This is a genomic window from Clostridia bacterium (genome assembly GCA_016887505.1).
In the GTDB taxonomy this organism is placed as follows: Bacteria; Bacillota; TC1; order TC1; family UBA5767; genus UBA5767.
In genome coordinates this window covers 689,218-704,466 of sequence record CP069393.1, presented here as the reverse complement: position 1 = coordinate 704,466, position 15,249 = coordinate 689,218, and the positions used below count along the sequence as shown (strand labels likewise).

The 15,249-nt window shown below is 38.9% G+C and carries 15 protein-coding genes; 12 read left to right on the top strand and 3 right to left on the bottom strand.

Going from position 1 to position 15,249, the window contains the following annotated elements:
- Positions 1-8 precede the first annotated feature (8 nt).
- The 12 genes from JR334_03465 (at position 9) to JR334_03410 (ending at position 11,963) form a co-directional block, all read left to right on the top strand.
- On the top strand, positions 9-656 hold the full coding sequence (locus JR334_03465; GenBank protein ID QRN86294.1) for an MBL fold metallo-hydrolase: 648 nt from the start codon (positions 9-11) through the stop codon (positions 654-656).
- Positions 649-1,755 carry an Ldh family oxidoreductase gene (locus JR334_03460; GenBank protein ID QRN86293.1) on the top strand — a complete coding sequence of 369 codons (1,107 nt, stop codon included), beginning with the start codon at positions 649-651 and terminating at the stop codon, positions 1,753-1,755. The genes JR334_03465 and JR334_03460 overlap by 8 nt, the downstream gene beginning before the upstream one ends.
- A gap of 266 nt (positions 1,756-2,021) precedes the next feature.
- Positions 2,022-3,281 (top strand): histidine--tRNA ligase, encoded by a 1,260-nt coding sequence (locus JR334_03455; GenBank protein ID QRN86292.1) that lies wholly within the window; start codon positions 2,022-2,024, stop codon positions 3,279-3,281.
- Positions 3,281-5,056, top strand: coding sequence for an aspartate--tRNA ligase (aspS, locus tag JR334_03450; protein ID QRN86291.1), 1,776 nt, complete (start codon positions 3,281-3,283; stop codon positions 5,054-5,056). Before JR334_03455 ends, aspS begins: the two co-directional genes overlap by 1 nt.
- Positions 5,057-5,068: 12 nt before the next feature.
- A complete protein-coding gene (locus JR334_03445; protein ID QRN86290.1) occupies positions 5,069-5,764 on the top strand; it encodes a tRNA threonylcarbamoyladenosine dehydratase in 696 nt (231 codons plus the stop codon).
- A 3-nt stretch (positions 5,765-5,767) separates the two neighbouring features.
- The gene (locus JR334_03440) at positions 5,768-6,316 is read left to right on the top strand and encodes a metal-sensitive transcriptional regulator (GenBank protein ID QRN86289.1); all 549 of its coding nucleotides are present in this window, start codon (positions 5,768-5,770) and stop codon (positions 6,314-6,316) included.
- Between the two features lie 39 nt (positions 6,317-6,355).
- Positions 6,356-7,630, top strand: a complete 1,275-nt coding sequence (locus JR334_03435; protein ID QRN86288.1) for a replication-associated recombination protein A — start codon at positions 6,356-6,358, stop codon at positions 7,628-7,630.
- A gap of 142 nt (positions 7,631-7,772) precedes the next feature.
- Positions 7,773-8,204, top strand: a complete 432-nt coding sequence (locus tag JR334_03430) for an Rrf2 family transcriptional regulator (protein QRN86287.1) — start codon at positions 7,773-7,775, stop codon at positions 8,202-8,204.
- Positions 8,205-8,215: 11 nt separating this feature from the next.
- A complete protein-coding gene (locus tag JR334_03425) occupies positions 8,216-9,397 on the top strand; it encodes a cysteine desulfurase (GenBank protein QRN86286.1) in 1,182 nt (393 codons plus the stop codon).
- Positions 9,398-9,402: 5 nt separating this feature from the next.
- Positions 9,403-10,461: a tRNA 2-thiouridine(34) synthase MnmA gene (mnmA, locus tag JR334_03420; GenBank protein QRN86285.1), complete on the top strand. Its 1,059-nt coding sequence runs from the start codon at positions 9,403-9,405 to the stop codon at positions 10,459-10,461.
- 439 nt (positions 10,462-10,900) lie between these two features.
- A complete protein-coding gene (locus JR334_03415) occupies positions 10,901-11,263 on the top strand; it encodes a CidA/LrgA family protein (GenBank protein QRN86284.1) in 363 nt (120 codons plus the stop codon).
- Positions 11,253-11,963, top strand: coding sequence for an LrgB family protein (locus JR334_03410; GenBank protein ID QRN86283.1), 711 nt, complete (start codon positions 11,253-11,255; stop codon positions 11,961-11,963). Before JR334_03415 ends, JR334_03410 begins: the two co-directional genes overlap by 11 nt.
- 118 nt (positions 11,964-12,081) lie before the next feature.
- On the opposite strand, the gene JR334_03405 is transcribed toward JR334_03410, so the two are convergent.
- From JR334_03405 to JR334_03395, 3 genes are read right to left on the bottom strand one after another with little or no spacing between them, the layout of a single operon-like run.
- Positions 12,082-12,837: an ABC transporter ATP-binding protein gene (locus tag JR334_03405; GenBank protein ID QRN86282.1), complete on the bottom strand. Its 756-nt coding sequence runs from the start codon at positions 12,835-12,837 to the stop codon at positions 12,082-12,084.
- Positions 12,838-12,839: 2 nt separating this feature from the next.
- Positions 12,840-14,060, bottom strand: a complete 1,221-nt coding sequence (locus JR334_03400; GenBank protein ID QRN86281.1) for an ABC transporter permease — start codon at positions 14,058-14,060, stop codon at positions 12,840-12,842.
- Between the two features lie 15 nt (positions 14,061-14,075).
- Positions 14,076-15,248, bottom strand: a complete 1,173-nt coding sequence (locus JR334_03395) for an efflux RND transporter periplasmic adaptor subunit (protein ID QRN86280.1) — start codon at positions 15,246-15,248, stop codon at positions 14,076-14,078.
- Position 15,249 lies beyond the last annotated feature (1 nt).

The following is a 15,249-nucleotide window of genomic DNA, read 5'->3' as shown; positions in this document are numbered from 1 at the left end:
AGAATACTATGATTTACAAAAGATTTACATCTGGAAGCATTGCTTCATGCACCTACATTCTAGGAGACGAAGAAACAAAAGAAGCAGTTATGATTGACCCTGGTTATACTCAAAAAGAAGCAGATGTATTTATTGAAGAGGAAGGGCTTACATTATTACATATTATTGATACACATGGACATGCTGATCATGTGCATAACAATGGATATTTTAAGGAAAAATATGGAGCGGATATTATGATACATAAGCTTGATGCGCCATCCTTAACTGACCAAACAACAAATTTAAGTGAATATTTAGGATATTCCTTGGATGGACCTCCGGCAGATGTATTCATTGAAGAGGGTGATGTAATTCAGTTTGGCTCAGAAGAGTTAACTGTTATTCACACGCCAGGCCATACACCAGGCAGTATAAGTTTAAAACGTGGGAAAGCATTATTCGTGGGTGACCTTGTCTTTAATGGTTCAGTGGGACGAACTGACCTAACGGGTGGAAGTTCAGAGCAATTAATGAAAACCTTGAAAGATAAGATTTTAACCTTGCCAGATGAAACAATCATATATTCAGGTCACGGTTACTACGATACAACCATTGGAGAGCAAAAGAAAGTGAATCCTTTTTTTCAAGAGTTGATGGGAGGAAGCAATGAATAATGTGAAGTATGTTGACTTCGAAACATTGGAAAGATTTATGAAGAGAACCTTGCAGTCTGCAGGGGTACCTGAAAAAGATGCTGAAATTATTGCAGACGTCTTGATTCAAGCAGACAAACTGGGCATTGATTCTCATGGCATTAATCGCTTGAAACCTATCTATATAGACCGGATTAATCAAGGGATTCTGAATCCCATAACAGAGATTGAATTGGTAAAGGAATCACCCACTACAGCCATATTTGATGGACACAATGGTATGGGACACGTTGTAGCTAAACATGCCATGGAAACCGCAATTCAAAAAGCAAAAATATATGGCATGGGTATGAGTGCTGTTAGAAATTCTACCCATTATGGCATAGCTGGTTATTATGCCTTGATGGCTACAAAAGAAAATATGATTGGCATCACGGGAACCAATGCAAGACCTTCGATTGCACCAACGTTTGGTGTAGATAATATGATGGGAACAAACCCCTTAACGTTTGGTATTCCGACAGATGAAGAATTTCCCTTCTTTCTAGATTGTGCTACTTCTGTCACCCAAAGAGGTAAGATAGAATATTATGCTCGAAATAATATGGATACACCGAACGGCTTAGTAATTGACCGGCAAGGCAACGAGATGACGGACAGCCCTCAAATCTTGAAAGCACTAGTCGATGGAGAGGCAGCGTTACTGGCTTTAGGCGGTAGTGGCGAAGATACAGGTGGTTACAAAGGGTATGGTTACGCAGCTGTAGTTGAAATCTTATCTGCAGCTTTAGCCGGAGGAAGCTTTATGAAGATGCTTACCGGTTTTGATAGCGAAGGCAATAGAATTCCCTATCCACTAGGACACTTTTTCATAGCCATCGATACAGATCACTTTATTGGAGAAAAAGAATTCAAGAAAATATCAGGTCGTATTGTCAAGGAACTAAGAAATTCGACAGTAGCACCTGGAGCAGAACGCATCTATACGGCTGGCGAAAAAGAACATTTAACCTACTTGAAACGGAAGGTAGAAGGAGTTCCTATTGGTGCTGAACTACAAAAGGAAATAAAGGAACTGATGAAAACCTACCATATGGATGATTGCGGGTTTCCCTTCTAGAAATTCAGTTGACAAGAGAATACTATTTCCGATAGAATTAGGTAATTAAATAGTCGCGTAGATGGGACAAGAAAGCAAGAGACATGCAAAGAGAAAGAAGCCTTGGCTGGGAGCTTCTGATGAAACTTGTGGATAAAGACACCCCGGAGCGAATGAACTTTTGAGAGGGGCGGATTTTCCGTCCAATCAGGGTGGCAACGCGGAACAAGCTTTCGTCCCTGGCCGGACGGGAGCTTTTTATATGCAAAGAAAAGGGAGAATGAGTTATGGCTATAACTAGACCAAAAGGTACTAATGATATCATGCCAGACGAGATGAAACTCTGGCATTACATGGAAAATATCATGAGAGAAATTTGTCAGACATATGGGTACCATGAGATAAGAACACCTATGTTTGAAAACACGGAGCTTTTTCAAAGAGGCGTGGGTGAGACTTCGGATATCGTGGAAAAGGAAATGTACACATTCCAAGATAAAGGAAAAAGAAGTATCACACTGAGACCAGAAGGAACAGCTTCTGTTGTTAGAGCTTTTGTGGAAAATAGAGATTATGCAGAAGCACAACCAACAAAATATTACTATCAAGGTCCTATGTTTCGCTATTCAAGACCACAAGCGGGTCGCTATCGTCAGTTTAATCAATTTGGTGTAGAAGCTCTAGGTTCAAAAGATCCAGCCATCGATGCAGAAGTAATTACGCTTTGTATGGAATTTTTTGAAAGATTGGGATTAAAGCAGTTAGAGTTGCACATTAATAGTGTTGGATGCAAAAAATGCCGTCCAGTTCACAAACAAGCGTTGAAGGATTATTTGACACCGCACTTTGATGAATTGTGTGATACCTGCAAGAAACGCTTCGATACCAATCCTTTGAGAATATTCGATTGTAAAAGCGATACTTGTCAAGCTATTGTTAAAAATGCCCCAACCATTACTAGCTGTCTTTGCGAAGAATGTGAGGATCATTTAGCAGAATTAAAGTCATTATTAGATGCCTCAAAAATACAATACATTCTAGACGAGAATTTAGTCCGGGGGCTTGACTATTACACCAAGACTGCTTTTGAAATTATGGTTTCTGATATAGGAGCCCAAAGCTCGATTGGAGGGGGTGGACGCTATGACTCATTGGTTGAGGAAGTGGGTGGCCCAGATATGCCAGGTATCGGCTTTGCTGTAGGTCTTGAAAGAACCTTATTGTCTATGAAGGCCCAAGAAGTACCTATACTTGACGATTTATCCCAAAGTGTATTTATAGCTGCTGTTAGTATTGCAGAAAAAGTCCCAGCGTATCAACTTATGCAAGCACTCAGAAAAGAGGGGATAGCTGCTGAGATGGAAGTGATGGGGCGTAGCTTGAAAGCACAATTCAAATATGCGAATAAACAAGGATTTAGTCATGTTGTAACAGTTGGAGATGAAGAAGTGAAAAATATGATCTATCCCTTGAAAGATATGAAGAAAAAGGAAGAAAGAAGACTTGGTGTTGAAGAAATGATTCACACCTTGAAGGAGGAAGCATAATGAAAAGCATGCAAAGAAACGTATATTGTGGTGATGTAAACAAGCAACTTGAAACTAAACAGGTTATTCTTAATGGTTGGGTAAACAAGAGAAGAGACCATGGTGGTTTGATTTTTGTCGATTTGAGAGATCGAAGTGGGATTGTTCAAATCGTATTCAATGAAGAACTTTCTAAGGAAACCCTTGCTGTTGCTGAGTCAATACGTACAGAATATGTATTAGCAGTAAAAGGAACAGTGGTAGCAAGAGCACCAGAAGCCGTAAACGATAAAATGGCGACTGGAGAGATTGAAGTTATTTGTGATGAAATTGAAGTTCTAAATAAAGCGAAAACGCCAGTATTTGAGATTACCGACGATGTGAAAGTAGATGAGAACATACGCTTAAAATACCGCTATTTAGACCTTAGACGTCCTGAAATGCAGCAAAACATGATACTGCGTCACAAGGTAACGATGGAAATGAGAAAATTCTTAGATGAAAAAGGTTTCCTCGAAATTGAAACACCAATGTTGACCAAAAGTACACCAGAAGGAGCTAGAGACTACTTGGTACCTAGCCGTGTGAATCCTGGTGAATTTTTTGCATTACCTCAATCTCCACAGATATTCAAACAAATTCTGATGGTTTCTGGAATGGAAAAATATTTTCAAATTGCCCGTTGTTTCCGAGATGAAGATTTACGCGCCGACCGTCAGCCGGAATTTACGCAACTGGATATGGAAATGTCTTTTGTAAAACAAGAAGATATCATGTTGCTAATAGAAGAGATGATGGGACGGATATTCTCGGAAACACTTGGAAAAACGTTACCGAAAAGTTTCCCCATAATTACGTACAAAGAAGCGATGGACCGCTATGGATCTGATAAACCAGACTTGCGTTTTGGAATGGAATTGGTGGATATTGGTGATGTTGTTTCTGAATCTGAGTTTAAGGTATTTGCATCTGTCATTAAGGGTGGAGGTCAAATCAAAGGAATTAAGGCACCTGGCTGCGCTACCTATTCCAGAAGGGATATTGATGCCTTGATGGACATTACATCTACTTACGGTGCCAAGGGCCTCGCCTGGATTGCATATGGTGCAGAGGGAATTAAATCACCGATCAAGAAATTCTTAAGCGATGAAGAAATGGCTGGAATTAAAGAACGTATGGACGCGAAAGAAGGAGATTTACTCTTATTTGTTGCCGATGCACCTAGTGTCGTAGCAGCTTCACTTGGGGCTCTAAGATTAGAGTTCGGACGACGTCTTGGCTTGATGGATGAAGATGAGCTGAATTTCTGCTGGTTAGTAGACTTCCCCTTATTTGAGTATGATGAGGAAAGTGCAAGGTATGTAGCGATTCACCATATGTTTACTGCTCCTAAAGATGAAGATGTGTCCTTGTTGGATACCGACCCCCTAGCGGTTAGAGCAAAAGCGTATGATTTAATTCTAAATGGTATAGAATTAGGTGGTGGCTCCATCCGGATACACCAAAAAGATATGCAACAGAAGATTTTTGATTTGATTGGCTTTAGTCACGAAGAAGCCCAAGAGAAGTTTGGATTCATGCTTGATGCTTTTGAATACGGTGCGCCCCCACACGGTGGAGTAGCATTTGGATTAGACCGTATGATAATGCTTATGAGAAATAGAGACAGCATCCGCGACGTAATCGCTTTCCCCAAAACGCAAAGTGCATCCGACCTGATGGTCAATGCTCCCAGTCCAGTGGTAGAAAAGCAATTACAGGAGCTGTTCATTAAAACAACTATCCCAAACAAGTAGAAAGAGGAAATTATGGAAAGCCAACATCACAGAACGGAAATACTTATCGGCGCATCAGGTATGGAAAAATTAAGAAATAGTCATGTGCTCGTGGTCGGAGTTGGTGGTGTTGGTTCTTTCGTTGTGGAAGGATTGGTTAGAGCAGGAATAGGTACTTTGACTTTAGTAGATTTCGACACGATACAAATCAGCAATCTGAATAGACAGATTATGGCTTATCATTCTACTTTGGGACGAAAAAAAGTGGATGTACTTGCAGAACGTATAGCAGATATTAACCCGGAAGCTACTGTTTATACGTTGGATAAAAGATATTCGGACTTGTCTTTAGATCTGGGTAATTATGATTATATCGTTGATGCTATTGATTCAGTGGATGATAAGGTTGATTTAATTGAACAGGCCATTCATTGTAATTCACCCATCATATCATCCATGGGAACTGGCAACAAGCTTGACAACACCCGGTTTTTGATTGAAGATATCTCCAAAACCCATACTTGTCCTCTTGCTAGGACTGTGCGACGTAAATTAAAGTTGCGAGGCATTAACAAAGGGGTAAACGTATTGTTCTCAAGCTCCCCAATCCGTTTAGATATAAGGGAACGTGCTTTAGGTGAAATCGGAAGTATATCTACAGTTCCCTCTGTTGCGGGGTTGATGTTGGCAAACAAGGTACTTAAGGATTTATTGGAAAAGGAAGTGTGACCAATGCCAGAAGATAATACTGAATTACGCAAAGCGCTTGTCGTAAGGTTCAAAAAAATTAGAGGTCAGATACTGGGTATTCAGCGAATGTTGCCGGAAAAATCCTGTAAAGATATTTTTATACAATTATCTGCAGCAAAATCGGCACTAGATAAGGCTTCACTATTGGTCTTGGAAAATCACATGCATACCTGTGTTTTGGGTGCTGAAGATGAATCTTCCTTAGAAGACCAAAAAGCAAGCCTGATCTCATTTATTCGCAACTACAAATACGGGAAAAACGTTATTCCTGTTATCAGACAAGACTTGGATATATTATTAGATGAATCTGCTAGAAAAACTAGTATCGTGATAGAGACCATAGAAGATTTTAAAGAGAATCGTTGTGCGGATGTACTAAGCAATACTTCTGAAATTCGCGAGCTTCTAAGTAGAGTCGGACTAATTCTGTTTGAACAGGAAATCGAGAACACCTTAATGAAAAGAGAGGATTCAGATGAATACGATTCCTTGGAGCGAATTTTGAACATGGCAAAGAAGTTTATCATTTAAAGGTGGCGATTCCACCTTTTTTTATTACAAGAGGTGACAATGGATATTTTTGATGTAGTTAGAAAAAATGAAATTAAGAAGAATGAACCACTGGCTAAGCGAATGAGTCCTAGAAATTTCAATGAATACATTGGACAAAGGCATATATTGGCAGAAGGTAAAATGCTGCGCCGCGTCATTGATTCAGATCAGTTGACATCTATTATTCTGTATGGACCGCCAGGAACGGGGAAAACGGCCTTAGCAAGACTGATTGCCAGACAGACCAAGGCTGATTTTCAAGTCTTGAATGCAGTTACTTCAGGCGTTAAAGATATCAAAGAGGTTGTAGCTGGTGCTAAAGATAACTTAGGTATGTACAGCAAAAAGAGCATTCTCTTTATTGATGAAATCCATCGATTCAATAAGAGCCAACAAGATGCTCTTTTACCTCACGTTGAAGAAGGATTAGTAGTATTAATCGGAGCTACAACAGAAAACCCCTATGTCGAAGTGAATAGAGCCTTGCTTTCAAGATCAACTATATATCGATTAAATCCACTATCTTCAGATGAGTTAGAGCAGGTTCTAATGGGAGCAGTTCACGACACAAAACGTGGATATGGACAATTAGATGTTGAAATCACGCCAGAAGCGATGAATCATCTAACAACCATGCCTAATGGAGACGCGAGGATGGCGCTGAATGCATTAGAATTGGCTGTCTTAACTACGACCCCTAATACAGAAGGGGTAATTCGCATAACCTTAGAAGTTGCTCAAGAATCGATCCAAAAAAGAGCGATTGCATATGATAAGGCTGGAGACAACCATTATGATATTGTTTCAGCATTTATTAAGAGTATGCGTGCTTCGAAACCGGATGCTGCTTTACACTATATGCTTAGGATGCTTAAGGCTGGTGAAGACCCACGGTATATAACACGTCGTATGATGATATTTGCTGCAGAAGATATTGGTTTGATGGATCCTCAGGCACTTAGCATTGCGACTGCTGCTGATTATGCTTTGAAGAATTTAGGACTACCGGAAGCCTACTATCCATTAAGTGAAGCTTGCATTTATCTAAGTACGGTGCCCAAATCCAATGCTTGCAAAGTTGCCCTGAAAGACGCATTACAAGATATTGAAAGTGCAGATATAGGGGAAGTTCCTCCATATTTGCAAGATAATAATTACCCTAAGCCTCAAAAAGACAGTCAAGAAGAAAACCTTTACATCTATCCACCAGAACATAATTATCAGACAGATCAAGAGTATATGCCCAATACATTAATTGGAAAAAAATATTATAAAGAGAGAAAAGATGGATAAACCCTTATATAACAAGGGCTGGAGAAAACATAGAGAAATAGTATGAAAATAACTTAAGTACATTGACTAAAGTCTACTATGGTGCTAGGATTAAAAATGTAAACGTTAGTGTGTTTCGAATTTTAACGTGGAGGGCTGATTTGTGAGAATATCTACAAAGGGTACATACGGTTTACGAGCAATGGTTGATTTGGCAATTTTTAGTCAAGTTAAGCCAGTTTCACTAAAAAAAATTGCTGCTAGACAAGAAATATCTGAACTATATTTAGAACAGATTTTTTCAAAACTCAAAAAGAGCGGATTGGTCATGAGTAAGCGTGGTATTCAGGGCGGGTATTATTTAGACCGGGAACCTAAGGATATCAAAGTTAAAGATATACTCGAGGCCCTAGAAGGCGACCTATCTGTTGTTACATGTCTTGCAAATGAATCAGAACCATGTAATCGTGCTGAAATTTGTCCCACGAAAATACTTTGGAAAAGAATAAACCGTTCAGTACAAAGAACCTTAGATGCATATACTTTGGAAGACCTCATTGTCGAGGCAAAATACAAAGATAGCGACTTGTTGTAACGGAGGCAGCAATGATATATTTCGATAATAGCGCAACTACACAATTGGCACCTGAAGTAAAAGAAACACTAATAGCATATATGAATAAGACGTATGGGAATCCTTCTAGTCCTTATCAGGAGGGAAGAACTGCCCGAAAGGAATTGCTAAAGGCAAGAGCACAAGTTGCCAGGACGATCAATGCAGTACCTGGCGATATTGACAATCAGGGAGAGTTATTCTTTACTGGGTCAGGGACAGAAGCGGATAATCTTGCCATAATGGGCTCCATATTGGCTATGGATGGTTCAAAAAGACATCTAGTAACGAGTGTAATTGAGCATCCGGCTGTTTTAAATACCTTTCAGTATTTGGAACGCCAAGGATATGATGTAGAGTATCTTCCTGTGGACTCAAAGGGAAGTATTTCATTGGATCAGTTTAAGGCTGCTGTCAATAATAGCACAGCTCTTGTTAGCATTATGTATGCGAACAATGAGGTGGGAACCATACAAAATATTAAAGAAATGGCAGCGTATGCACATACTGTAGGCGCTATCTTTCATACCGATGCGGTGCAAGCTTTAGGAAAAATTCGGATTGATGTAAAAGAGCTGGATGTTGATCTTTTGACTATATCTGGACATAAGATTTATGGCCCCAAAGGCATTGGAGCCATGTATGTAAAGCAGGGAATTCCTATGCATCCCTATATTCAAGGCGGACACCAAGAATATGGACTACGTCCTGGAACGGAGAATATGTTAGGAATTGTTGGTTTTTCAAGAGCTTGTCAACTGATTTTAGAAGACTTTGAAAATGAGAATCTCGAAAAGCAAAGACTTGCAAATCTTTTAGAAAAGGGACTAAAGGAATCCATTCCAGATATTTATTTTAATGGAAACGAAGCTTGTAAGATTCCGGGGCATGTAAACGTAACATTTAAATTTGTAGAAGGTGAGTCTCTTTTGATGTCTTTAAACTTGAAAGGCATTGCATGCTCAAGTGGTTCAGCTTGTACTACTGGATCAAGCGAGCCCTCACATGTGCTGACTGCGATGGGATTACCCCCCATTGAAGCTCAAAGTTCTATCCGCTTTACGGTCGGCCGGTATAACACAGAAGAAGAAGTACATTATTTGGTCAAAGAGATTCCAATTATTGTAGAAAGATTGCGAAAAATGTCTCCCTTGGCTAGAAGAAGTGGAGTTTGATTATTATGAAAGAAAAAATATTGGTTGCCATGAGCGGTGGAATTGACAGCTCATCAGTAGCCTACTTGCTCAAACAACAAGGCTATGATGTAGGAGGCGTTATGATGCGTCTCTTGCCTGAAGACCTAGAGGCTAGCAGTGCCTATGATTCTTCAAGACAGGATGCGCAGAGGGTTTGTGAACTCCTAAATATTCCTTTTCACCTGTTAGACTTAAGAGATATTTTTAAAAAAGAAGTCATAGAGCCATTTATTGATGAATACCTACATGGCAGGACACCGAATCCTTGCGTAAATTGTAATAAATTTTTGAAGTTTGGAGAATTGATTTCTTTTGCTAAAAAGAATGGCTATGACAAAATCGTAACCGGTCATTATGTTAATTTAGAATACAGAGCCGAGTATGATAGAACGGTATTGGTGAAGGGAAAAGATACTAAAAAAGATCAATCCTACTTCATGTATCAACTAAGCAGAGAACAATTGGAGTATTGTCTATTTCCTCTAGGAGATTACCATAAAGATGATGTAAGAGTCATTGCAGAAAAATTAGGGTTTGATGTAGAAGCGAAGGGGGAGAGTCAGGAAATTTGTTTTATTCCGGATGATGACTATCGTTCTTTTGTTGGGAGCAGAACAGACCATACCATTGATAAAGGTTCTTTCATCGATACAAAAGGAAATATTATTGGAGAGCACAACGGATTACCATATTATACTGTAGGCCAAAGAAAGGGCCTTGGCATAGCTCTAGGTGTGCCAGCCTATGTTACTAGCCTAAATTGTGATGACAATACGATTACGGTAGGGTTTAAAGAGGATCTTTTAACAGATTCATTTCACATCAAAAATACCGTTTTTAGCGCTATTGATACCCCCAAAGAGGCAATTGAGGCCACGGTTAAGGTGCGCTACCGTAGTAATGCGGTACCATGTACAATCCAATATTTAGAAGAAGGACGCTACAAGGTGCAGCTCCATTCAATGGCTTCTGCTATTACACCAGGTCAATCCGCTGTATTTTATCATGATGATGTATTATTGGGTGGGGGAATAATTGAATAGATAAAAGTGCTCTAAAAAGAGCACTTTTTAACTTATAGTAGCAAGAGTACGGTTAAATTGAAAAAAATCATAAAAAAAACTTTGCTTAGTAGCTATATGTATGTATACTAAGCAAGTACGTTTGAAATAGAAGGGAGTAATTAATTATGGAAGCAGGAGTTGGAATTAGTATTATGGTAGCACTTTGTTGCGCCAATGTTGTTGTAAACCCACTTTTAAGAATGGGAAAACGCAACAAGTAAAAAAACAATCAAAGACACGCACGCGATAGAGTGTACAGTGGCTTTCAAAGGCATGCCAATACGGCATGCATCTTTTTTACAATTAAAAGTTTACATAATATATATTATCGGACTTAATTATAATTTTAATTAGGGATGTTCAACAAAACCTCTCTATGGTAAACTTTTGTAAGTTCTTATGAAAGGTTTATCTCGATATGAAAATTACTTTACAATTCGCACTTATCCTGATTATATGGCAAATTGGTGAATGGATTTCCAATACCTTTAATCTAATCATACCTGGCTCAATATTGGGTATGCTATTACTTTTGTTTTTGCTTGAGAGTAAAATCATTAAGGAAGAAAATATCAGAGCCGCTGGTGACCTTTTTCTGAAGGTTCTCCCTTTTTTCTTTGTTCCTTCCGGTGTAGCTATCCTAGCATATACTGATCTTGTTAAGGATATTTGGGTAAGCATGACTCTGATTCTGGTCCTTAGTATGGCTCTGGTTATGCTGGTAACTGGTAAAACAACGCAGAAACTTATTGATATGCGAGGTGATAAAGATGATCACTAGCAATATCATTACCGCCCTAATTGCTCTAGCTGGGATTTTGGTTACCATAGCAGTTTACATCACTGGTCAAAAACTCTATAACCGATATAAAATTGATATCTTGACCCCTAACATATTCAGCATCGTTATAATTGTACTAATTATGTTGCTATTTAGGATAGACTATACATTCTATAAGCCAGCAACCGACTCCATAAACTTCTTTTTAAAACCCTCGGTAGTAATATTGGCCCTTCCTCTTCATCGGCGCCTCCCTCATCTTTTGCAAAATAAAATACCTATCCTTGTAGGTATTATGAGTGGCGTGTTGGTATCGAGTATTAGCCTTGTAGGCTTAACTTTTCTTTTAAAGTATGACCTTAGAACCATAGTATCACTATTACCCAAATGCATAACCACCCCCATGGGGATTGAAGTTTCTACTTCTATGGGTGCAATTGTACCCATTACGGTTTTATCTATATTGGTAAGTGGTATATCTGGGACTGTACTTGCTAAGACCATACTAAGGTTGGGTGGTATTGAAAATCCAATTGCGAAAGGTGTCGCGATTGGAACCAGTTCACACGTTTTAGGGACATCAAAAGCTTTGGAAATTGGAGAAACAGAAGGTGCAATTTCTGGATTAGCGTTAGCAATAGCCGGCTTGGTATCGGTATTTTACTTACCACTCGTCGCATATCTGCTCTATTTGATTTAATCTAATCCTATTTAGCCCATAAAAGAGCCATAAAGCCGGTTTTAAGCTTTAAACGTTACCTCCCCAACTCTTTGTATGCCTTGTGCCATTAAAAGCTTTTAAAGGGCATATACGGGCTCTATTCTTTTGATGACTTGCAGGAACAAGAACCAAGTTCCTCCCATACCTCTGCTTTTGTCTTACCGGATGTCTGATAATCTCTGGTGATCAAACCATCACTGATTTCAATTACGCGGTCCGATTTTTCAGCGATATGCTCATTATGAGTCACGATTAAGAATGTAGTATTCAATTCTTCATTGAGACTACGTAATAATTCATAAATTTGTTCCGTTGCCTCAGTATCCAGATTTCCAGTAGGTTCGTCTGCCAAAATCAAGGATGGGTTGTTAATGAGGGCACGTGCAATAGCGACTCTTTGCTGCTGGCCGCCTGAAATATCGTTGGCATTGTTGTTAATCCTATCTTTCAAGCCCACTTGCTCCAACAACTCTATGGCCCGTTCTTTTTTGGTATTATCTGCTACCCCACTTCTAATCCAAGTCGGTATAAGAACATTTTCAAGAACAGAGAAATCGGGAAGAAGATGGTGAAATTGAAAAACAAAACCTATATTAGAGTTTCGAAAATAAGCCAATTCTTTTTCATCCATCGTGGCTAAAGACTGTTTTTTGAAAAAGACCTCTCCTTCAGTAGGCTTATCCAATGCACCCAAAATATTAAGGAAAGTCGTTTTCCCGCTGCCAGAATAACCTATCAGACTGGCAAATTCTCCTGTTTCAAGTGAAAAATCTATTCCTTTTAATACTTCTGTCTTAATTAAAGAACCATATATTTTTTTTATACCACAAGTTTTTAGTAAACATTCAGACATAACTAACCTTTCATAACATCAACAGGATCAAGCCTGGACGATTTATTTGCAGGAATAATGGCCGAAATCAAGCTGGCTATGGTAGTAATACTTAGAATGATCATGGTCTGGCCAAAACGAATAGTGAGCGGAAATAGCGGTTCACCAGTTGCAAAAGCTGTCCCATAGAGAAATCCTTGTATAAGAAGATAACCCATCAAAGCTCCTAGAGCAGAACCTATTAGGCCTAGGATTAGACCTTGCAATATAAATATATTCCGAGCACTTTTAGCGGATGCTCCCATAGCCTTAAGGATACCTATTTGCCGTTGCTTTTGAACCACGCTGACGGAAAGCACACTCGCTATTCCTAGGGTTATAGCGAGTAAGACAAAGAATTGTATGGTATAAGATGAGCTGCTTTGGCTTTGCAAGGCGCTAAGCAGGCTTTTATTCTCCACTTTCCAATTAGACAATTCTACATCAATCATTTGCTGATCGAGTTCTGAGGCAATGGTATCTGCTTCAAAAACGTCGAAAACTTGAATTTCAATGGAACTAATATAGCCAGTATCATCTACAAGCTTTTGAGCTCTAGCCAAATCCACAAACATCCAAGATTCATCGATTGCTTTTTGACCCAAACTGAAAATGCCTTCAACAATGAAATTCTCATTTCTGCCATTTGCAACAGTAAGGGTAAAACTATCTCCAGTAGAAAGAGCATATTTTTCTGCTAAGCCATCACCAATAAGAGCTTTGTTGGATTCTAGGCTATAGTCTCCCTGCTTCATGCTCGATTCAAAGTCATAAATCATATTTGCCCGTTCACTTTTAATTCCTCGAACAACTAATGGTGATCGTAAATTCCCTTTAATTATTGAACCATTTGCATTTAGCACTGGAGATACAGCACTCAATTTGTCTTTCTTATCTAAGTAATCGACTATTCGTTCCCATTCAAAAAGGTTTTCGTCAGTCTTTTCAAAACTAATCTCTGAGCGGTAATCATTATCATTCCGATCCAATAAATCATACTCAGATTGTTGGCTACTCTCATTTGTAATAGTAATATGTGGTGAGTTTCCCACCGTAGCGTCAATCAAATTTTCTTGAAGACCTGTAATTAAGGTACCAAGAAATATTTGCACTGAAACGCCGATTGCGATGCCCATCAATATGAACACAGTCTGTCCTTTACTGGCTTGTAAAAATCGTGTTGCCATTTTTAATTCGAAACGCATATAACGCTCCTCTCACTAATTAAGTCGATTGCTTTCATTGGGCAATACAATTTCGTCACCCAATTCTAATCCTTCTAAGACCAAATAGTTGGTTAAATCAACCTGTTCGATACGAATTGTACGAACAACAGTTTGGTCCCCCTCTACTACCAGTACACTACTAGGATTATCGTCATATAGAAATTCAGCAGGCAAAATAATTGCTTCTTCTAAACTTTTTACTAAAATTTCTGCTCTTACTGTTAGATCTTGGATGAAAGCATTATCTGATTGATCTAGTTTAAGCCTAACATCAACCGTTCCAGTATCATCGTCCACCTTAGAACCGATATTATCAACTACAGCAGGAACAAGTTTATTGGGGTTTCCTTCTGGCCAAACGGAGGCAGTTTGACCAAGCTCAATCTTTCCTATGCTCTTTTCATCTACTTTTAATAATACGTAGGAGTTGGGTTCATCAGCAATAGTTAGGATGGTTGTACCAGCCTGTACCACTTCGCCTTCTTCTTTGACAATATTTGTTAGAAGTCCACTTGTAGGGCTAACTAGACAATATTTATCTAAAGTTGTAGTAGCAGAAAGTAAATCTTTTTTCGCTTGTTCTATCTGTAGTTTTGCAGATTTATTTAGAGCACCGCCACCTTGAAAAGATCTGTAATTGGCTAATGCACTATTGTATTGAGATGAGAGTGCTTTGTATCTTGCTATGGCATTTTCCAAGGTATTTTGGTCCAAAGCACCATTCGAATAGAGATATTCATAATCTGCAACTAATTCTTCTTGACTGTTTAATGCAATTTTTGCTTGATTTAATGTTTCTCCAGCCATAGATAAGCTTGATGTTTCTAACTCTTTTAGTGAGCTTTGTGCAATTTCAACTCGAAGTTCTGCCGCTTCCAATGCATTTAAGGCATCCGTATTATCCAATTCAACCAAAATATCGCCTTCTTCAATTAGTTGTCCCTCGCTTACAGGTATGCTTTTTATAATTCCAGATATTTGCGATTGAATATCGATAGTTTTGTGAGGAACAATTTTCCCTGAAGCACTAAATATTTGTCGTAGTGGCTCTTGCGCAACAACCTTACTAGTAATACTTTGTGGCTTATCACCAGTCACTACCCAAAATACCGCTGCGATTAATACAAGGATAACGACCGTTAAACCAATTTTATATCTGCGTTTCATA